This window comes from Streptomyces cinerochromogenes, assembly GCF_014648635.1.
GTDB classification, from domain to species: domain Bacteria; phylum Actinomycetota; class Actinomycetes; order Streptomycetales; family Streptomycetaceae; genus Streptomyces; species Streptomyces cinerochromogenes.
In genome coordinates, this window is the sequence record NZ_BMRM01000007.1 from 116210 (window position 1) to 135167 (window position 18958).

At 72.7% G+C, this 18958-nt stretch carries 18 protein-coding genes; 12 read left to right on the forward strand and 6 right to left on the reverse strand.

The genetic code is table 11. From position 1 onward, the window contains the following. Positions 1-5: 5 nt before the first annotated feature. Positions 6-818, reverse strand: a complete 813-nt coding sequence (locus IEZ20_RS15565) for a PaaX family transcriptional regulator (protein WP_189298686.1) — start codon at positions 816-818, stop codon at positions 6-8. A gap of 15 nt (positions 819-833) precedes the next feature. After that, positions 834-2528, reverse strand: coding sequence for an AMP-binding protein (locus tag IEZ20_RS15570; RefSeq protein WP_373303936.1), 1695 nt, complete (start codon positions 2526-2528; stop codon positions 834-836). Positions 2529-2630: 102 nt separating this feature from the next. Here IEZ20_RS15570 and IEZ20_RS15575 point away from each other — a divergent pair, with 102 nt between their 5' ends. The 3 genes from IEZ20_RS15575 (at position 2631) to IEZ20_RS15585 (ending at position 4727) form a co-directional block, all read left to right on the forward strand. Beyond that, on the forward strand, positions 2631-3761 hold the full coding sequence (locus tag IEZ20_RS15575) for an acyl-CoA dehydrogenase family protein (protein WP_189298690.1): 1131 nt from the start codon (positions 2631-2633) through the stop codon (positions 3759-3761). After that, positions 3758-4156, forward strand: a complete 399-nt coding sequence (locus IEZ20_RS15580) for a RidA family protein (protein ID WP_189298692.1) — start codon at positions 3758-3760, stop codon at positions 4154-4156. The genes IEZ20_RS15575 and IEZ20_RS15580 overlap by 4 nt, the downstream gene beginning before the upstream one ends. A gap of 145 nt (positions 4157-4301) precedes the next feature. Next, positions 4302-4727 (forward strand): DUF6299 family protein, encoded by a 426-nt coding sequence (locus IEZ20_RS15585; RefSeq protein ID WP_189298694.1) that lies wholly within the window; start codon positions 4302-4304, stop codon positions 4725-4727. Here IEZ20_RS15585 and IEZ20_RS15590 read toward each other — a convergent pair. Then, entirely contained in the window at positions 4714-5538 is an 825-nt protein-coding gene (locus IEZ20_RS15590) for a GntR family transcriptional regulator (protein ID WP_189298696.1), read from the reverse strand. The genes IEZ20_RS15585 and IEZ20_RS15590 overlap by 14 nt on opposite strands. 302 nt (positions 5539-5840) lie before the next feature. Between IEZ20_RS15590 and IEZ20_RS15595 the strand changes: the two genes are divergently transcribed. The 9 genes from IEZ20_RS15595 to IEZ20_RS15635 all read left to right on the forward strand — a co-directional run bounded on the left by IEZ20_RS15595 (position 5841) and on the right by IEZ20_RS15635 (position 15793). Further along, positions 5841-7118, forward strand: a complete 1278-nt coding sequence (locus IEZ20_RS15595) for an extracellular solute-binding protein (RefSeq protein WP_189298705.1) — start codon at positions 5841-5843, stop codon at positions 7116-7118. Between the two features lie 78 nt (positions 7119-7196). Continuing rightward, positions 7197-8195, forward strand: coding sequence for a carbohydrate ABC transporter permease (locus tag IEZ20_RS15600; RefSeq protein ID WP_189298707.1), 999 nt, complete (start codon positions 7197-7199; stop codon positions 8193-8195). Then, positions 8192-9022: a carbohydrate ABC transporter permease gene (locus IEZ20_RS15605; protein ID WP_189298709.1), complete on the forward strand. Its 831-nt coding sequence runs from the start codon at positions 8192-8194 to the stop codon at positions 9020-9022. Before IEZ20_RS15600 ends, IEZ20_RS15605 begins: the two co-directional genes overlap by 4 nt. An 8-nt stretch (positions 9023-9030) precedes the next feature. Next, positions 9031-10542: a glycoside hydrolase family 3 protein gene (locus IEZ20_RS15610; protein WP_189298711.1), complete on the forward strand. Its 1512-nt coding sequence runs from the start codon at positions 9031-9033 to the stop codon at positions 10540-10542. Positions 10543-10646: 104 nt separating this feature from the next. Further along, positions 10647-11678, forward strand: coding sequence for a phytanoyl-CoA dioxygenase family protein (locus IEZ20_RS15615; protein ID WP_189298713.1), 1032 nt, complete (start codon positions 10647-10649; stop codon positions 11676-11678). Continuing rightward, positions 11675-12964 (forward strand): DUF6271 family protein, encoded by a 1290-nt coding sequence (locus tag IEZ20_RS15620; protein WP_189298715.1) that lies wholly within the window; start codon positions 11675-11677, stop codon positions 12962-12964. The genes IEZ20_RS15615 and IEZ20_RS15620 overlap by 4 nt, the downstream gene beginning before the upstream one ends. Further along, positions 12961-14124, forward strand: coding sequence for a type III PLP-dependent enzyme (locus tag IEZ20_RS15625; RefSeq protein WP_189298717.1), 1164 nt, complete (start codon positions 12961-12963; stop codon positions 14122-14124). The genes IEZ20_RS15620 and IEZ20_RS15625 overlap by 4 nt, the downstream gene beginning before the upstream one ends. After that, a complete protein-coding gene (locus IEZ20_RS15630; protein ID WP_189298719.1) occupies positions 14121-14624 on the forward strand; it encodes a GNAT family N-acetyltransferase in 504 nt (167 codons plus the stop codon). Before IEZ20_RS15625 ends, IEZ20_RS15630 begins: the two co-directional genes overlap by 4 nt. After that, the gene (locus IEZ20_RS15635) at positions 14624-15793 is read left to right on the forward strand and encodes an MFS transporter (protein ID WP_189298721.1); all 1170 of its coding nucleotides are present in this window, start codon (positions 14624-14626) and stop codon (positions 15791-15793) included. The genes IEZ20_RS15630 and IEZ20_RS15635 overlap by 1 nt, the downstream gene beginning before the upstream one ends. Positions 15794-15808: 15 nt before the next feature. Here the strand turns inward: IEZ20_RS15635 and sbnA are convergent, their stop codons facing one another. Genes sbnA through IEZ20_RS15650 form a run of 3 tightly spaced genes read right to left on the reverse strand, consistent with a single transcriptional unit; the run spans position 15809 to position 18939 of the window. Continuing rightward, positions 15809-16831, reverse strand: a complete 1023-nt coding sequence (gene sbnA / locus IEZ20_RS15640; protein ID WP_189298723.1) for a 2,3-diaminopropionate biosynthesis protein SbnA — start codon at positions 16829-16831, stop codon at positions 15809-15811. A gap of 36 nt (positions 16832-16867) precedes the next feature. After that, on the reverse strand, positions 16868-17938 hold the full coding sequence (gene sbnB, locus IEZ20_RS15645; RefSeq protein ID WP_189298725.1) for a 2,3-diaminopropionate biosynthesis protein SbnB: 1071 nt from the start codon (positions 17936-17938) through the stop codon (positions 16868-16870). After that, the gene (locus IEZ20_RS15650) at positions 17935-18939 is read right to left on the reverse strand and encodes a TauD/TfdA family dioxygenase (RefSeq protein WP_189298727.1); all 1005 of its coding nucleotides are present in this window, start codon (positions 18937-18939) and stop codon (positions 17935-17937) included. Before IEZ20_RS15650 ends, sbnB begins: the two co-directional genes overlap by 4 nt. Positions 18940-18958 lie beyond the last annotated feature (19 nt).

The following is an 18958-nucleotide window of genomic DNA, read 5'->3' on the forward strand; positions in this document are numbered from 1 at the left end:
GCGTGTCACAGCCCCGCGAACCGGGCGCCCGCGTCCCGCAGCCGCTCGTGCAGCCCCCGGAAGACCTCCGCCGAGCGGACGCCGGGCCAGCCGGCGGGCAGGAGGCGGGTGGGCAGGCCGGGGTCGGTGTAGGGGAGGTGGCGCCAGGAGTCGAGGGCGAGGAGGTAGTCGTGGTAGGCCTCCTCGGGCGGGGTGTCGGTGCGCCGCTCCCAGGCGCGCAGGACCGGCGCGTGCACGTCCAGGAAGCGCTCGTGCTCCTTGGCGATCGCGGCCAGGTCCCACCAGCGGGCCACCGCCTCGGCGGTGGCCGCGAAGCCCAGGTGCTCACCGCGGAAGAAGTCGACGTACGGGTCGAGGCGCAGCCGGCGCAGGGTGTGCTCCGTCTCCTCGTACAGCCGGGCCGGGGCGATCCACACCCCGGGGGCCGCCGTGCCGAAGCCCAGGGCGGCCAGCCGGGAGCGCAGCACGTGCCGCTTCTGCCGCTCCGACTCGGGGACCGAGAACACCGCGAGCACCCAGCCCTCGTCGGCCACGGGCGTGCCCGCGTAGATGCGCCGGTCGCCGTCGTCCAGCAACTGGCGGGCCTCGGCGGACAGTTCGTACCCGGCGGCGCCGGACTCCGTGCGGGCCGGCAGCAGCAGGCCGCGCCGTTTGAGCCGGGACACCGAGGAACGCACGGAGGGCGCGTCCACCCCGACCGCGGCCAGGAGCCGGATCAGCTCGGCGACGGGCACCGGGCCGGGCATGAAGCGGCCGTACGCGCCGTAGAGCGTGACGATGAGGGACCTGGGGGCGTGCTGCTCGGACACGTTGATCATTTTAGGTCGTCGGCATCACTGCTGGTCACCTTCGGTGCGCAGCCGGAACCGCTGGAGCTTGCCGGTGGCGGTGCGGGGCAGCGCGTCGAGGAAGACGAAGGAGCGCGGGCACTTGTACGGGGCCAGCTCACGGGTGAGGAACGCACGCAGTGCCTCCGGGTCGGGACGGGCTCCGGCGCGCAGCACCGTGTAGGCCACCGCGATCTGCCCGCGGACCTCGTCGGGGCGGCCGACGACCGCCGTCTCGGCCACGTCCGGGTGGCGCAGCAGCGCCTCCTCCACCTCCGGACCGGCGATGTTGTACCCCGAGGAGATGATCATGTCGTCGGCGCGGGCCACGTAGCGGAAGTAGCCGTCGGCGTCGCGGACGTAGGTGTCGCCGGTGATGTTCCAGCCGCCCCGGACGTACTCCCGCTGCCGCGGGTCGGCGAGGTAGCGGCAGCCGACCGGGCCGCGTACGGCGAGCAGGCCGGGCTCGCCGTCGGGCACCGGCTTGCCGTCGGCGTCCTGGACACGGGCCTGCCAGCCCGGCACCGGCAGGCCCGTGCTTCCGGGCCGTGCGTGCGCGTCGGCCGCGGAGAGGAAGATGTGCAGCAGCTCGGTGGCGCCGATGCCGTTGATGATGCCGAGGCCGGTGCGGTCGTGCCAGGCCCGCCAGGTGGCCGCGGGCAGGTTCTCGCCGGCCGACACGCAGCGTCTGAGGGACGAGATGTCGTGCCCGGCCAGATCGTCCAGCATGGCGCGGTAGGCGGTGGGCGCGGTGAAGAGGACCGAGACGCGGTGCTCGGCGATGGCCGGGAGCAGCTGCCGGGGGCCCGCGTGTTCGAGGAGGAGCGTGCTGGCCCCGGCCCGCATCGGGAAGACCACCAGCCCGCCCAGGCCGAAGGTGAAGCCCAGCGGGGGACTGCCGGTGAACACATCGTCCTCATGGGGGCGCAGCACATGCCGTGAGAAGGTGTCGGCTGTCGCCAGCACATCCCGGTGGAAGTGCATGCACCCTTTCGGGCGGCCCGTGGTGCCGGAGGTGAACGCGATCAGGGCGACGTCGTCGGACGCGGTGTCCACCGCCGCGTAGGGGCCGGCGGGGGCCGGGCGGCGCAGGAGGTCGTCGGGTGTGTCGCCGCCGTACGTGGTGATGCGCAGCCCGGGTATCGCGGCCTTCGCCAGGTCGTCCACCGCCCGGATGTCGCACAGCGCGTGCCCCACCCGGGCGATCTCGCACATGGTCGCCAGCTCGTGCGGGCGCTGCTGGGCGAGCACGGTGACCGCGACCGCTCCCGCCTTCAGCACCGCCAGCCAGCAGGCGGCGAGCCAGGGGGTGGTGGGGCCGCGCAGCAGCACCCGGTTGCCCGGGACCACGCCCAGGGAGCCGGTGAGCACGTGCGCGATCCGGTCGACCCGGGCGCGCAGTTCGCCGTACGTCCAGACGGGGCCGTCCGGGGTGCGGAACACCGGGCGGGCCGGGTCGGCGTGGCCGAGGAGCTCGGCGGCGCAGTTCATCCGGTCGGGGTACCGCAGCTCCGGCAGGTCGAACCGCAGCTCGGGCCACTCGTGGGGCGGGGGGAGATGGTCGCGCGCGAACGTGTCCACGTGGGCCGAGAGATGCATGGCGGTCCGCCCCCTTGCCGTGACAGAGGTCCGGGACGTCCGGGACGGATGTCCGAACGGGCTTCCTGGTGGGCTCGCGCTCCCCCGGAGGGGGATTCCCAGCGTATCGTGTTGGTGACGGCAGTCAACTGTGCGCGATAACGTCGGGCGGGTAGGAAGGCAGGGGGGCCCGCCCCGGAGGTGCCCCCGGAGGGAGGACCGGCCGTGTCCGCATTCTCGCTCGGACCGGAGCAGACCGCCTGGTGTGCCGAGCTGCGCGAGCTGGCCGCCGTACGCCTGCGTCCGCTCGCCGGCCGCGGCGAACCCGGCCGCGTCAACCGGCCGCTCCTCGCCGAACTGGGCCGACTGGGCCTGCTCGCCCGGCTGTTCGGCTCCGGTGCGCTGGAGCTGTGCCTGATGCGGGAGTCCCTGGCCCAGGCCTGCACCGAGGCCGAGACCGCCCTCGCCCTGCAGGGCCTGGGCGCCCACCCGGTGCACGCCCACGGCACCCCGGCGCAGCGCGAGCGCTGGCTGCCCCGGGTCGCCGACGGCAGCGCGGTCGCCGCCTTCGCGCTGAGCGAGCCCGGCGCCGGGTCGGACGCGGCGGCGCTGTCCCTGGCCGCCGAGCCCGACGGCGACGGCTGGCGGCTCACCGGCGCCAAGTGCTGGATCTCCAACGCTCCCGAGGCCGACTTCTACACTGTCTTCGCCCGCACCACCCCCGGCGCCGGCGCCCGCGGCGTGACCGCCTTCCTGGTCCCGGCCGACCGGCCCGGACTCACCGGCAGCCCGCTGGAGATGATCTCGCCGCACCCCATCGGCGCCCTCGGCTTCGACGCGGTGCCCGTCACCCCCGCCGACCTGCTCGGCGAGCCCGACCGCGGCTTCGCGGTCGCCATGGGCACCCTCAACCTCTTCCGCCCCAGCGTCGGCGCCTTCGCCGTCGGCATGGCCCAGGCCGCGCTGGACGCCACCGTCGCCCACACCCGCGGCCGCGAGGCCTTCCACGGCAGGCTGATGGACCTCCAGGCGGTGTCCCACCAGGTCGCCGAGATGGCCCTGCGCACCGAGGCGGCCCGGCTCATGGTGTACGCGGCGGCAGCGGCCCACGACGCGGGAGCCGCCGACGTCCCCCGGCGCGCCGCGATGGCCAAGCTGCTCGCCACCGAGACCGCGCAGTACGTCGTCGACACCGCCGTCCAGCTGCACGGGGCCCGTGCCCTGTGCCGCGGCCACCTCCTCGAACACCTCTACCGCGAGGTGCGCGCGCCCCGTATCTACGAGGGCGCCAGCGAGGTCCAGCGGAGCATCATCGCCAAGGAGCTGTACGCCGCGGCCCAGAAGGAGGACCGGTGACGACCGACCGCGTCAACCCGCCCGAGCTGTCCCCGCCCACGGGCTTCTCGCACGCCGTCGTCGCGACCGGCTCCCGCGTGGTGTTCCTCGCGGGCCAGACCGCCCTCGGCGCCGACGGCAGGATCACCGGCGAGACCCTGCCCGAGCAGTTCGAGCGGGCCCTCGGCAACCTCCTCACCGCCCTGCGCGCGGCCGGCGGCACCCCCGCGGACCTCGCCCGGGTCACCGTCTACGCCACCGACGTCGCCGTGTACCGCGCCCACGCGCGGCAACTGGGCCGGATCTGGCGGGAGTCGGCGGGCCGCGACTATCCCGCGATGGCCGTCGTGGAGGTCGTACGGCTGTGGGACGAGCGGGCGCTGGTGGAGCTGGACGGGTTCGCCGTACTGCCGTAGCGCCCCGGCGCCCTCCGGCCGTCCCCCGCGTGACCTGGCCCGTTCGGTTTCATGACGCGCCACCGATGGGGTGACGCTCCCGCCCGCCGACCCGGCCGCCGGGTACGAGTGAAGCCCTCGAACCCCTTCAACCGGGAGGTACCCCATGCCCGTACGCCCCGTCGTCGCCTCGGCCCTCGGCGCCGCGGCCCTGCTGTGCGCCGCCGTCGCCCCGGCCTGTGCCGACCCCACCGAGCTGGTCACCGTCGACCCGGTCGGCCGGATCGCGCCCGACGGCACGGTGACGCTCTCCGGCACCTACCGCTGCACCGCCGGCAGCGGACCGGTGTTCGTCAGCTCCTCGCTCAGCCAGGGCGACGCCCGCCTCAAGCACGGCATCGGCGGCGGCGCCGCCCGCTGCGACGGCGCCGAGCACCGCTGGGAGAACTCCGGCAAGGTCTCGGGGGAGGCGGTGAAGGCGGGGGCGGCGCATGTGGAGGCCACCCTCACCGAGCTGCGCCCCTCGGGCATCATCCTGCTGCCCGCCTTCCACGCGGTGAGCAACCAGGACATCACGCTCACGCAGGGGTGACGCCGAGTCCGTCCGGGTCCGGCGGGGCAGGTCTGCGCCGGACCACCGGGCCGCCCGGGCGGCGCAGGGCGGCCACGAACTTGTAGCGGGAGCCCCGGTACACCGAGCGGACCCACTCCACCGGGGAGCCCTGCGCGTCCCGTGAGTGCCGGGACAGCAGCAGCATCGGCAGGCCCACGTCGGTGGCGAGCAACTGGGCCTCGCGCGGCGTCGACAGCGAGGTCTCGATGGTCTCGTCGGCCTCGGCGAGATGGACGCCGTACACCTCGGCGAGCGCCGTGTACAGCGAGGGGTAGACGGCGAGGGAGCGGCGCAGGCCGGGGAAGCGCCGTACGGACAGGTGGGTCGTCTCGATCGCCATCGGGTCGCCGCTGGCCAGCCGCAGCCGCTCGATGCGCAGCACCTTCTCGCCGATCCCGATGCCGAGCAGGCCCGCCAGCTTCTGGTCCGCGGGCACCTCCGCGATGTCCAGCACCTGCGAGGCGGGCGTGAGGCCCTGCGCCCGCATGTCCTCGGTGTGCGAGGTGAGCTGGAGCGTGCGGTACAGCTTGGGCTGGGCGACGAAGGTGCCCTTGCCCTGGATCCGGTCGAGCCGGCCCTCGCCGACGAGTTCCTGGAGCGCCTGCCGGACGGTGGTCCGCGAGGTGTCGAACCGGACGGCGAGCAGACGTTCCGCGGGCATGGCCGAACCGGGCTGCAGCGCCTCGGCCATGGTGAGCAGCTGCTGTTTGATCCGGTAGTACTTCGGCACGCGCGCGGTGCGGCCGGACGCCCCCCTGTGCGGCTGGGCGCTGCTGACGTCGGTGGTCATGCCTGCCTTCCCGGCTGTGTCGATGGGCTCCCGTTATAGCGACCAACTCCCGTATGGTCTAGTCCAACTGAACGGTCCGGGCGAAAGGGACGGAATGCGGACGGACGCGCTCCGGTGACTTTCTCGTAACGGCCGCCGCCGGCTTCCCGAACCACCCTTGACACTCCAAAAGGTCTAGGCCAAGCTCCACCGTACTGGTCTACACCATTAGTGGCCAGGTCCCGAGCCCTACGTGCAACAGCGTCGTACGCAGGTCACCGCCGAGGGCGTGGGGGGTTAGTGGCATCCCTGAGGAGGGTGGCGTGAAGCGCAAGCTTGCGGCCGCGATCGTGATCGCGGGCATGATGGTCTCCGTGTCGGCGTGCGGCGGGGACGACGACGACAGCGGCAAGAACGCGGGACCGGACAGCTTCAAGGGCCAGACCCTGACGGTCTGGGCGATGGACGGCTCCACGCCGGACCAGTGGGTCAAGGACGTCACGGCCGCCTTCGAGAAGAAGACCGGCGCGAAGCTGAAGTTCGAGACGCAGAAGTGGGACGGGATCCAGCAGAAGATCACCACCGCCCTCTCCGAGTCCACCCCGCCGGACGTGCTGGAGGTCGGCAACACCCAGACCCCGGCCTACGCGGCCACCGGCGGCCTCGCCGACCTGGGCGACCTGAAGGAGGAGATCGGCGCCGACTGGACGCCGTCGGTCTCGCAGTCCTCCGTCTACGACGGCAAGCAGTACGCCGCGCCCTGGTACTTCACCAGCCGCGTCGTCATCTACAACAAGAAGATCTGGGCCAAGGCCGGCATCAAGGACACCCCGAAGACCCGGGACGAGTTCTTCAAGGACCTGGAGACCATCGGCAAGAAGACCGACGCCGAGCCGATCTACCTGCCCGGCCAGAACTGGTACTTCTTCGACGGCCTGACCATCGGGCAGGGCGCCGACCTGGTGAAGAAGCAGGGCGACAAGTACGTCTCCAACCTCGGCGACCCCAAGGTCGCCAAGGCCATGGAGATCTACAAGAAGTACCAGTCCTACTCCAAGGCCCCCAAGGGCAAGGACGAGGCCACCCCGCAGCAGGCGGAGGTCTTCGCCAAGGGCAAGACCGGCGCGTTCATCGGCATGGGCTGGGAGGCCGGTACGGCCGTCACCGCCAACAAGGCCATCGAGAAGGACCTCGGCTACTTCCCCATCCCGGGCGAGACCGCGGCCAAGCCCGAGAGCGTCTTCCTCGGCGGCTCCAACCTCGCCGTCGCCCAGGGCAGCAAGAAGCAGGCCCTGGCCAAGGAGTTCCTGAAGATCGCCCTGTCCGACCAGTACGAGGGCGAACTGGCCAAGCTCAACGGCGTCATCCCGAACAAGAAGTCCCTGGAGACCAACCTCAAGGGCAACGTCGTCGCCGAGGCCATCGCCCCCGGTGCCGCCGTCGGCGGCACCACCCCGCTGATCCCCGAGTGGGGCGCGGTGGAGAACACCCCCAACCCGATCAAGTCGTACATGACGGCCGTGCTGAACGGAAAGTCCCCGGCGGACGCCGCCCAGCAGGTCGAGAACGAGATCAACAAGCGCCTGGCCCAGCAGAACTGATGACCGCGCCGGGGGCGCCGCGCTCGCGCCCCCGGCTCACCTGTGTCGTCCGTACGGCCACGGAAGAGATGGCAACTCATGTCAGTGCAGACCGAAGGCACGGACACGGCCGGGGAGCCCGCTGTCCGCAAGGCCCGGGTGCCGGCCCCGCCGCGCGGTGACAGCCGCAGCACCGGCGCCCCGTCCCGGCGCCGCGCCGCCACCCCCTACCTGCTCCTGCTGCCCGCGCTGCTGGCCACCGTGGTGCTGCTCGGCTGGCCCCTGGTCAAGAACGGCATGCTGTCGTTCCAGAACCTCAACCCGCGCCAGCTCATCCAGCACCTCACCGAGTGGAACGGCGTCGACAACTACCGGGAGGTGCTCAGCGGCGGGGACTTCTGGCACGTCGTCGAGCGCTCCGTCGTCTTCACCGCCGTCAACGTCGTACTGATCATGACGATCGGCACGCTGGTCGGGCTGCTGCTGGCCCGCCTCGGCAGGAAGATGCGGCTGCTGCTCCTGGTGGGCCTCGTCCTCGCCTGGGCCATGCCGGTCATCGCGGCCACCACCGTCTACCAGTGGCTGTTCGCCCAGCGCTTCGGCGTCGTCAACTGGGTGCTGGACAAGCTCGGCTGGCACTCGATGGCCGACCACAACTGGCTGGAGACCCAGTTCTCCACCTTCGCCGTGGTCACCCTGCTGATCGTCTGGCAGTCCATACCCTTCGTGGCGATCAACCTCTACGCGGCCACCACCACGATCCCCCGGGAGCTGTACGAGGCCGCCTCCCTGGACGGCGCCGGCGCCTGGAAGGGCTTCACCTCGGTGACCCTGCCCTTCCTGCGGCCGTTCCTGTACGCCACGACGTTCCTCGAAGTCATCTGGGTGTTCAAGGCGTTCGCGCAGATCTTCGCGATGAACCAGGGCGGCCCCGACCACCTCACCGAGACCCTGCCGATCTACGCCTACGTCGAGGGCGTCGGCAACCAGCACTTCGGGCTCGGCGCGGCGATCTCCTTCCTGACCATCCTGGTCCTGCTCGCCATCACCTCGTACTACCTGCGCATGGTGCTCAAGCAAGAGGAGGACGAGCTGTGAAGCGCTCGCTTCTCGGCCGTATCTGGCCCAACGCGACCGCCGTCGTCCTCTTCGCCGGCTTCGTGTTCCCCGTCTACTGGATGTTCGCCACGGCCTTCAAACCGACCGGCGACATCATCGCCGACGACCCGGTGTGGTTCCCGACCGACGCCACCCTCGCGCACTTCAAGAAGGCCGTCGACGCCGACCACTTCTGGACCCTGGTCCTCAACTCCGTCACCGTGACGGCCCTGTCGGTCCTGTTCTCCCTCGTCATCGCCCTGTTCGCGGCCTTCGCCCTGGCGCGGATGCGGTTCCGGGGGCGGCGCGGTCTCATCGTGACGTTCATGCTGGCGCAGATGGCCCCCTGGGAGGTCATGATCATCGCCATTTACATGATCGTCCGGGACAACGACATGCTGGACAGCCTGGTCCCGCTCACCGTCTTCTACACGATGATGGTGCTCCCGCTGACCATCCTCACCCTGCGCGGCTACGTCGCCGCCGTGCCCAAGGAGCTGGAGGAGTCGGCGATGGTCGACGGGTGCACCCGCATCCAGGCCTTCGTCAAGGTGATCTTCCCGCTGCTCGCGCCCGGCCTGATGGCGACCTCGCTGTTCGGCTTCATCACCGCCTGGAACGAGTTCCCGCTCGTCCTGATCCTCAACAAGGACGTCGAGAAGCAGACCCTGCCGCTGTGGCTGTCCCAGTTCCAGACCGCCTTCGGCGACGACTGGGGCGCCACCATGGCCGCCTCGTCCCTGTTCGCGCTGCCCATCCTGATCCTCTTCATCTTCCTGCAACGCAAGGCTGTCAGCGGTCTGACCGACGGCGCCGTGAAGGGATGACGCCCCCGATGACCACCATCGCCACCACCGCGTCCGGCAGCGGCCCGGCCGCGGGCGACACCCTCGCCCGGGACGCCCTCGCGGTGCTGCAACCGGGGTTCGACGGCACCACCGCGCCCGACTGGGTGCGCCGCCGCCTCGGCGAGGGCCTCGCCTCCGTCGCCCTGTTCGGCCGCAACGTCGTCAGCGAGGAGCAGGTCACCGCGCTCACCGCGCAGCTGCGCGCCGAACGCGAGGACCTGCTGGTCGCCATCGACGAGGAGAGCGGCGACGTCACCCGCCTCGACGTGCGCACCGGCTCCGCCTTCCCCGGCAACCACGCCCTCGGCGCCGTCGACGACCCCGCTCTCACCCGGGCCGTCTCCCGCGAACTGGGCCGGCGCCTGGCCGCCTGCGGAGTCACCTTCGACTGGGCACCCTCCGCCGACGTCAACGCCAACCCGGACAACCCCGTCATCGGCGTCCGCTCCTTCGGTGCGAGCCCCGACCTGGTGGCCCGGCACACCGCCGCCTGGGTCGAGGGCCTGCAGTCCACCGGCGTCGCCGCCTGCACCAAGCACTTCCCCGGCCACGGCGACACCAACGTCGACTCCCACCACGCCGTACCCCGCATCGACGTCGACGCCGACACCCTCTACCAGCGCGAACTGCCCCCGTTCCGCGCGGCGATCGCCGCCGGCACCCGGGCGATCATGAGCGCGCACATCCTCGTCCCGGCCCTCGACCCCGACCGCCCCGGCACGCTGTCCCGGCGCGTCCTCACCGAGCTGCTGCGCGGCGAACTCGGCTACCAGGGCCTGATCGTCACCGACGGCATGGAGATGCGCGCGATCTCCGGCACCTACGGCCTGGAACACGGCGTGGTCCTCGCGATCGCGGCCGGCGCCGACGCCATCTGCGTGGGCGGCGGGCTGTGCGACGAGGGCACCGTGCTGAAGCTCCGCGACGCGCTCGTGGCCGCCGTACGCTCCGGGGAACTGCCCGAGGAACGGCTCGCCGACGCGGCGGCCCGGGTGCGTGACCTGGCCGCCTGGACCGTCGCGGCCCGCGGTGACGCGGCCAGGACCCCGGCCGACCCCGAGATCGGCCTCGTCGCGGCCCGCCGCGCGCTGACCGTGACCCGCGCGGGCGCCGCCGCACCGGTCGCCGGAGAGGTCTACGTCGCCCGGTTCAACCCCGCCCCCAACATCGCCGTCGGCGACCAGACGCCCTGGGGTGTCGCCGCCGAGCTGGAGCGGCTGCTGCCCGGCAGCACCTCCGGCACCTTCACCGGCGAGGGCGCCGCCGACGCCGTGCTCGCCGCGGCCGGCGGGCGCCGGATCGTCGCCGTCGTCCGCGACGAGCACCGGCACGACTGGATGCGCTCCGCGCTCTCCGCCCTGCTCGCCGCCCGGCCCGACACCGTCGTGGTCGAGATGGGCCTGCCGCAGGCGCCGCCGCGCGGCGCCCTGCACATCGCCACCTACGGCGCCGCCCGCGTGTGCGGGACGGCGGCCGCCGAGGCCGTTCTCGCGGGCTGACCCCACGGGGTTCACCGGCCGCCCGCGAGCGCGGGCGGCCCGCTCGATCGTGCTCTTTTCCCGGATCTCAACCGCACCTCGTGTTCCAGTTCCAGAGGAATCGCATGCAGACGCCCCACCCCCACCTGCACCGCGCGGCGACCGGCCGCCCCTACTTCAGCGCCGACGGCGAGACCTACCTCGCCCCGACCCCCCTGCGCGACCTCGAGAAGACCCAGCCGCTCAGGGTCCTCTCCGCAGCGGACTTCGCCTTCTGGCAGACGTACGGCTACGTCGTCGTACGCGAGGCCGTCACCCCCGGCGAGGCCAAGGCCCTGCTGGACTTCGCCTGGGAGTTCCAGGGGCTCGACCCCGACCGCCCCGACACCTGGTACGAGGAACCGGAGTTCCGTTCCGAACTCGACCGGCACCTGTACATCTACGGCTTCGTCGAGGCCTACCACCACCAGCTCCTGTGGGACAGCCGGCAGACGCAGCGCGTCTACGACGCCTTCGTGGACGTCTGGGACAGCCCCGAACTGTGGGTCACCCTGGACCGCCTCAACCTCAACCCGCCGAACGTCCGCACCCGCTCCCGCTCCCTGATCGAACCCACCGACGAGGGCTTCGACATCGAGCTGCACTGGGACGTCGACACCACCCTCGCCGTGCTGCCGCAGCGCGTCCAGGGCATCATCGCGCTCACCGACACCCGCCCCGGACTCGGCGGCTTCCAGTGCGCGCCCGAACTCTTCCGCCGCTTCGAGCAGTGGCGCCTCGCCCAGCCGCCCGGCCGTGACCCGGTCCGGCCCGCCGTCGACCGCGCCGAGTTCCCGGTGATCCGCCCCGACCTCCAGGCCGGCGACCTGCTGATCTTCAACGGACTCCTCGCCCACGGCGTGGCGCCCAACCTCTCCGACAACGCTGTCCGAGCCGTCCAGTACCTGTCGATGATGCCCGCGCTGGAGGAGCACACGGCACTGCGCGACTCCCGCGTGGAGTCCTGGCGCACCCTCGCCACCCCGGACTGGAACGCCACCCTCCTCGGCGACGCCCGCACGCCCGAAGCCCTGCGCTACGGCCCCGCCGAACTGAACGACCTGGGGCGCAGGCTGCTCGGCCTCGACTCCTGGGCCGCCGCGGACGGTGCCCGGTGAACCGCGTCTGCCTCGCCCTGCCCACCAACCGGGCCTGCTCCGCCACCATCACCGCCCTGCACGCCGAAGCCGCCTACGCGGCACGGCACTTCGGCGCCGACGTCCAGCTGCTGATCCTGGACTCCGCCGGCACCGCCGCCCGCGCCGGGCACACCCGCACGGTCGCCGCCCTGCCCGCACACCGGGGCGTGACCGTCCACCACCTCGACGAGGAAGCCCAGCGGGACTTCCTGCGCGGGGCCGTCCGGAAGGCCGGCCTGCCCGATCCCGAGCGCCTGCTGGACCTCATGCTCCCGCCCGCCGTCTCCTACGGCGCCTGCACCAACCGCGCCTTCCTGCTGGCCGCCGCCCTCGGCTGCGACTCGGTGCACCGGCGCGACTCCGACAGCACCTACCAGCTCCACGCCGGACGACCGGTGTTCCCCGTCCACCACGAGCTGCCCTGGCTGGGCCGCCCCGCCGCCGAGGCCTCGGCTGCCGTCACCCGCACCGACCTCGCCCCGGCACTGGCCCACCGCCCGGTCTCCCTCGCCGGAGCCTCCTTCATCGGCGAACTCTCCGTGGACCTGGGGGAGATACGGCGCCTGGACGAGACCGTCTACCACGACGTGGCCGGCCTCTGGGCCCCCGTCGGCTGGCCCGAGGACCGCAGGCGCGCCCTGGCCGAGGAGTCCTTCACCGGCGCGGGCACCGCCCCCTTCACCGGGGACCACGCGACCCTCACAGTGGTCGACCCGATGCGCGTCGACATGTGCAACATCGCCTTCGACCGCGCGGTGTACGAACGGATCCCGCTCCCGCCCGCCACCGACACCATCGGCAGCGACTACTTCCTCCTCCACGTCGTCCACGACGCGGGCCTGCCCGGCATCCTCCACAACCGCCACATCGAGAACTTCCACACCCCCGAGCGCCGCACCGACACCGGCTTCCCCGCCTACCAGCGGCGGTTCGTGAAGTTCCTGCTGTCGATGTCGTCCTTCCACCACGTCTACGACCGGATGGCGGCCGAGGGCGACGGTCTGCTGGACGAACGGCACCGGGTCCGCCCCGACCGGATCGTGACGTTCCTGCGCGAGAGCACGGACCTGGACCGGGCCGAGAACACCTGGCGCCTGGACCGCGTCGACACCGCGTACCGCAAGCTGGGCGGCCGGTACGCGACCTTCGCGGACCGACTCGCCGCAGAGCGCCACCGGTTACTGGACGAGGCCGAGCAGGACATCGAGGACTTCGCCCACCTGATCGCTTCCTGGCCCGCGCTGACGGAGGCGGTCCGGCCATGAGCGCCACCGACCGCCTCCTCTACGACCTCACCGGCATAGAGCGGCAGTACGACGCCCTGCTGCGCGAACTGCCCGGCACCCACATCCGCTTCGCACTCAAGGCCTGCCCCGTCGACGAGGTCCTGCACAGCCTGGCCGCCCGCGGATCGGGATTCGACGCGGCGAGCCCCGCCGAGATCGAGCAGGCCCTGCACGCCGGAGCGCACCCCGACCGCATCCACTACGGCAACACCGTCAAGTCGGACCACGACATCGCCGAGGCCCACCGCCTGGGCGTCCGCACCTTCGCCACCGACAGCGTCGAGGACGTCACCGCCATCGCCGCGCACGCGCCCCGCGCCCGGGTGTTCTGCCGGCTCGCCACCAGCGGGGAGGGCGCCCTGTGGGGCCTGAACCGCAAGTTCGGCTGCGCACCGGACGACGCCGTCCGTGTGCTGGACGCGGCCCGCGCGGCCGGCCTCGTCCCGGCGGGTCTGTCCGTCCACGTCGGCTCCCAGCAGATGACCGGCGAGGCCTGGCAGCAGGCCCTGGACACGCTCGCCGGGACGCTGACGGCGCTGGCCGGTCGGGGGATCGTGATCGACCATGTGAACCTCGGCGGCGGGCTGCCCGCGCTCGGTTACCGGGACCGGCACGGCACCCCCCTCGAACCACCCCTCGACAAGATCTTCACCGTGCTCCGCGAGGGCATGGAACGCCTGAGCGCGCTGGCCGCGGCGCCGCTCGACTTCGTGCTGGAGCCGGGGCGCCACCTGGTCGCCGATCACGGGGTGATCCGCGCCCGTGTGGTCCGGCTGACCGAACGGGCGCAGCCGGACGGCGGACGGGCCCGCTGGCTGTACCTGAGCGTGGGGAAGTTCAACGGCCTGTACGAGATGGACCAGGTGACCCACCCGCTGGTCTTCCCCGGCCGGGAGGCGGAGGAGCACGTCCCCGCGGTCGTCGCCGGCCCCACCTGCGACAGCGACGACGCCTACGGCGGCGGCCGGCACACGGTGCGGGTGCCCCGGTCCGTCCGTTCCGGCGACCCGGTGTGGATCCTCTCCGCCGGTGCCTACGCCACCAGTTACACGACCCAGGGATTCAACGGCATCCGCCCGCTGCCGTGCGTGTGCACGCGTGGCGGGGAAGGACGCCCGGGAAGGACAACACTGACATGACAGGCCTCATACGGGGCATCACCGAGGCCGACTGGCCCCAGGTCGCGGCCCTGGAGGCCGGGGCGTACGCGGACACCCCGCTGACCGAGGGGGAGGCCGGCCTGCGCTCCCGGGCCTCGGCGGCCACCAGCTTCGTCCTGGACCTCGACGGCCGGATCGCGGGCTACGTCCTCGCCCTGCCCTACCGGCGGTTCCACTGCCCCGACCCGGCCCGCCCGGACGAGGCCGCCCACCACGCCGCCAACCTCCACCTGCACGACCTGGTCGTCAGCGCCCCCCTGCGCCGCCGCGGCCTCGGCACCCGCCTGGCCCGGCACCTTGGGGACGTCGCCCGCGCCCGGGGCTTCGCGACCCTGTCGCTGGTCGCGATCGCCGGCCGGGAGCCCTTCTGGCGGGCCAACGGCTACCACCCCCACCACGAGGCGCGCGTACCGGCCGGCTACGGCAGCGGCGCGGTCTACATGTCGGCGCCGGTCGCCGCCCTGCGGAGGGCCGGCTGATGCCCGCACCCTCCTTCCGGCGCGCCAAGTGGTCGATCGCCGCGCTGTTCTGCTTCCTCGGCTTCCAGTACGGCACCTGGGTGTCCCGGCTGCCCGCGCTGAAGGCCCGGCTGGACCTGGGCGCCGGCGAGGTGGGTCTGCTGCTGATGGCCTGCGGCGCCGGAGCGGCGGCCTCCTTCCCGCTGGTCGCCGCCCTGATGCGGCGCCTCGGCTCCCGGCTGCTCTCCCTCGCCTCGGCCGCCGCCCTGATTGCCGTCCTGGCCGCGCTGTCCGCCGTACCCGACTACCCCCTGGCGCTGCTCGCGGTGTGCGCCGACGGCATCGCGGTCGGCTGCCTCAACGTCGCCATGAACGCGCAGGGCGCCGCGCTGGAGCGACTCCACGGACGCACGGCCATGGCACAGCTGCACGCCACCTTCAGCGGCGGGCTGCTCGCCGCCGCCCTGCTGGCCTCCGGCGCCACCACCCTGACCGGGTCCGTCCCGGCCCACTTCGCCGTCGCCGGCGTCCTGCTGCTGCTCCTGCTCACCGGCGCCCGCCCCGGCCTGCTCCCGCACGAGGAACCGGGCCCCGCCGGTGAGGGCGGCCCGGGGCGGCGCACCCGGCGCGGCCTGCCCTCCGGCACGACCCTGCTGCTGGGCTGCGCGATGGTCTTCGGCACGATCACCGAGGGCGCCATGAACGACTGGTCGACGCTCTACCTGAAGGACGTCGTCAAGGCGTCCGCGACCGTCGCCCCGCTCGGTATCGCGGTCGTCTCCGTGATGATGCTGCTGGCCCGGCTGTGCGCGGACCGCTGGCGCACCCGCTGGGGCGACGGGCGGGTGGTGCGCGTCGGCAGCGCGGTGGCCGCCGTCGGACTGGCCCTCGCCCTGCTCGCCGGGGGAGTGGTCCCCACCCTGCTCGGCTTCGCCTGCGTCGGACTCGGCGCGGCGGCCGTCACCCCCTGCGTGTACGTGGCGGCGGCCGGCCGCGGCCCGGACGCGCTGGCCCTGGTCGCCGCGACGGGCACCACGGGCCTGCTGGCCGGGCCCGCCCTGATCGGCTTCGTGGCGGGTGCGGCCGATCTGACCGCGGGCATGGCCACGGTGGCGGCCTCCGCCCTGATCGTCACGGCGGCGGCGTTCCGCATCCCGTGGCGGGCCCGCACCCCCGAACCCGTCGGGTGAGCCCGGCCGGTGCCGTCACGGACTGCGGTGGTGCCCCTGGCCGCGGGACGCGGAGTCCTCCTGCCACGGGCTGTCCACGTCGGCGGAGTCCAGCAGGTTCTCCCCGTAGAGGTCCTGCAGCCAGTTGGTCTGGTAGATGGTGTCGAGGTAGCGCTCGCCGAGGTCGGGGGCGATGGCCACCGCGGTGAGGCCGCGGCTGCCGTGCCGGGACAGCCAGTCCGTCGCGGCGCTGACCACCGTGCCCGTGGAACCGCCGAACAGGAAGCCGCGGCGGGCCAGGCGGTGACAGGTGCGGATGGTGTCCGCCTCCTCCACCCGGACCACCTCGTCCACGTACGACTCGTCGAGCAGCGGAGGACGCATGCTCATGCCCAGTCCGGGGATCATCCGGCGGCCGGGCGTGCCGCCGAAGGCCACCGAGCCCATGCTGTCCACGGCGACGATCCGCACCGGCCGCCGCCCCTCCCGGAAGTAGCGGGCGCAGCCCATCAGGGTGCCCGCGGTGCCGGTCCCGACGAACAGCACGTCCAGGCGCGGGAACTGACGGGCGATCTCCGGAGCGGTCGTACGGAAGTGGGCCCGCCAGTTCCCCGCGTTGGTGTACTGGCTCAGCCACACGTAGCGGTCGTCGGACGCGCACAGCGCGCGGACGTACTCCAGCCGGGTGCCGAGGAAGCCCCCGCCCGCGTCCAGGTCGGTCACCACGTGCACGTGGCTGCCCAGGGCTTCCATCAGCAGCTTGGTCGACAGGTTGCACCGGGGATCCGTCACGCACAGGAACCGGTAGCCCTTGCTGGCCGCGATCATGCTGAGCGCGACGCCGAGGTTGCCGGACGAGGACTCCACGAGGATGGAGTCCGGCGTCAGGCTGCCGTCCCGCTCGGCGCTCTCGACCATCTCGTTCGCGGCCTTCAGCTTGATGGAGCCGGCGAAGTTGAAGCCCTCGCACTTGAGGTAGAGGCGGTGTCCGAAGACCGGCTCCAGATCGACGAACAGACTTCCCTCGTTGAAGGCGTGGGGAGCGGAGATGACGGGCACGGCAGCCTCCTGGTGCCAGGACTGAGGGGAACGGCCTCAGCCGTACCGGCGCAGGTCGTGGAAGAAGTCGTCGATGAGGCGGAGGTCTCCCGCCCGGGCCACTTGGTCGTAGACGTACTTGCCGACGGCCAGGTCGAGGACGCCGAGGCCGAAGGGGGAGAAGACCACGGGCTGGTCGTCGGGCGGGGCGGCCCGGCCGAGCATCACGTCGCAGAGGGTGCCGTTGAGGAAGTCGCGGTTCCCGGTGCGCTGCTCGACCAGGTGCGGGGAGGTGTCCGCCTGCAGGCAGTGGTCGACGTCGTCCACGAAGTTGGCCGCGCCGAGCAGGATCTCCGGGGCGAGGTCGCGCAGCGACACGTGCAGGACGAGCGGGTTGTGCTCGAACCAGCCCGGCGCCGTGATGTGCGGCCGGCCGGCGATGGTGGCGAAGACCACCAGGTCGCTGGAGCGGATCAGGTCCTCGGCGCTGTCGTGGACGGTGACCTGGCCGGTGGCGCCGGCCTGGCGCAGGTAGCCGCGGAAGCCGTCGGTGCTGTCGGCGGACACGTCGTGCAGGCCGATCGCGTCGAAGGTCCAGCCGGTGCCGGCGAGGAAGGTGTGGATGTACCGGGCGATCAGGCCCGTGCCGAAGAACCCGACCCGGCGGGGCCGGGTCCGGGTGCGGCTGAGCCAGTCGGCGGCCAGCGCGGCGGAGGCCGCCGTCCTGGTCGCGCTGATGACGGAACTCTCCAGGCAGGCGAAGGGGTAGCCGGTGTCGTGGTCGTTGAGGATCAGGACGGCGGAGGCCCGGGGCAGCCCGGAGCGCACGTTGTCGGGGAAGCTGGAGATCCACTTCAGGCCGTCCACCTGTGTGGTGCCGCCGAGGGAGGCGGGCAGCGCGATGATCCGCGAGGACGGCCGGTCGGGGAAGCGCAGGAAGTACGAGGGCGGGTTGACCGAGTCCCCGGCGCCGTGCAGCCGGTAGGTGGCCTCGACCAGCTCCACCAGTTCCTTCTCGCGCCCGCCGAGAGCCTGCCGCACCTGCTTGCCGGAGATCACCGCGAAGGTGGGCGGCGAGGCGGGGCGGGGCGTGGCCGGCTCGGGGGTGGTCGACAGCAGATGGGTCATCGCCCGCTCGCCTCCCCCGTGGGGCAGGAGTCGGCCAGGCGCCGCGGCTCGGCCATGCCGACCAGGACCCGCCGCTCCCCGGTGAAGGGCTCCCTGCTGTGCGCGGTGCCGATGTTGTCCAGCAGCATGAGGTCGCCGGCCTGCCAGGGTTCGCGCCGGGTGTGCTGCTCGTAGACGGTGTTGATCCGCTGGACGACGTCCTCGGGGATCGGGCTGCCGTCGCCGTACCGGGTGTTGAACGGCAGCCCCTCGGAGCCGTACTCGTCCACCAGGTACTCGCGCACCTCCGGGGCGAGCGTCCACTCGTTGAGGAAGGCGATCTGGTTGAACCAGCACCGGCGGCCGGTGAGCGGGTGCCGTACGACGGCGCAGCGGCGCTGCTCGGTGTGCAGGGAGCCGTCGTCCTGCCAGCGGGTGTCGATGGCGTTCGCGCGGCAGTAGCGCTCGATCGCGTCCCGGTCGTCGGTGCCGAACGACTCCGCCAGGGACGCCCCGATCTCGTCGTTGTACGTGCGGGTCAGCAGCCAGCCCTCCCGCTCGAAGCGTTCCGTCAGCTCGGCGGGCAGGGCGTCGAGGACCTCCGTGGCGTCGGCCACCGCCGTCGCCCCGCCGTCCTCGGGCGCGGTCAGGCACGCCAGCAGCAGCAGGCCGGGCACCTGGAGCGGGTAACTCAGCTCGTGGTGCATGCACATCGGCTGGTTGGCCGGCCAGGGCGTGGAGGAGTACAGCCCCGCTCCGTGCGCCTCCCGCGGGGCGAACGCCTCCCGCTCGGGGAGGAGTTCACCGGCCAGCCGGGCGAAGACGGCACCGACCTGGTCCGCGTCCTTCAGACCGAGGCCGCGCACGAGCAGCGCCCCGTGCTCGGTGACCTGCGCCCGCAGGGCATCGCGGTACTCGGCCGCCCACGCCGCGGCGTCCTGCGGTGGATCGACGCGCAGCATCGCGGGCCGGTCCGGCCGCAGCTCCACATCGAGCGGTGCTGCCAGGGATGAGGACGGCATCTCGGGGTTCCTTTCGGTC

What these genes read in the sequence shown, in the direction of transcription:
- IEZ20_RS15600 (WP_189298707.1), top strand. Translation starts at nt 7,197, where the DNA reads ATGTCAGTGCAGACCGAAGGCACGGACACGGCCGGGGAGCCCGCTGTC.
- IEZ20_RS15630 (WP_189298719.1), top strand. Translation starts at nt 14,121, where the DNA reads ATGACAGGCCTCATACGGGGCATCACCGAGGCCGACTGGCCCCAGGTC.
- IEZ20_RS15650 (WP_189298727.1), bottom strand. Translation starts at nt 18,939, where the DNA reads ATGCCGTCCTCATCCCTGGCAGCACCGCTCGATGTGGAGCTGCGGCCG.
- IEZ20_RS15590 (WP_189298696.1), bottom strand. Translation starts at nt 5,538, where the DNA reads ATGACCACCGACGTCAGCAGCGCCCAGCCGCACAGGGGGGCGTCCGGC.
- sbnB (WP_189298725.1), bottom strand. Translation starts at nt 17,938, where the DNA reads ATGACCCATCTGCTGTCGACCACCCCCGAGCCGGCCACGCCCCGCCCC.
- IEZ20_RS15625 (WP_189298717.1), top strand. Translation starts at nt 12,961, where the DNA reads ATGAGCGCCACCGACCGCCTCCTCTACGACCTCACCGGCATAGAGCGG.
- IEZ20_RS15565 (WP_189298686.1), bottom strand. Translation starts at nt 818, where the DNA reads ATGATCAACGTGTCCGAGCAGCACGCCCCCAGGTCCCTCATCGTCACG.
- IEZ20_RS15635 (WP_189298721.1), top strand. Translation starts at nt 14,624, where the DNA reads ATGCCCGCACCCTCCTTCCGGCGCGCCAAGTGGTCGATCGCCGCGCTG.
- IEZ20_RS15615 (WP_189298713.1), top strand. Translation starts at nt 10,647, where the DNA reads ATGCAGACGCCCCACCCCCACCTGCACCGCGCGGCGACCGGCCGCCCC.
- IEZ20_RS15610 (WP_189298711.1), top strand. Translation starts at nt 9,031, where the DNA reads ATGACCACCATCGCCACCACCGCGTCCGGCAGCGGCCCGGCCGCGGGC.
- IEZ20_RS15585 (WP_189298694.1), top strand. Translation starts at nt 4,302, where the DNA reads ATGCCCGTACGCCCCGTCGTCGCCTCGGCCCTCGGCGCCGCGGCCCTG.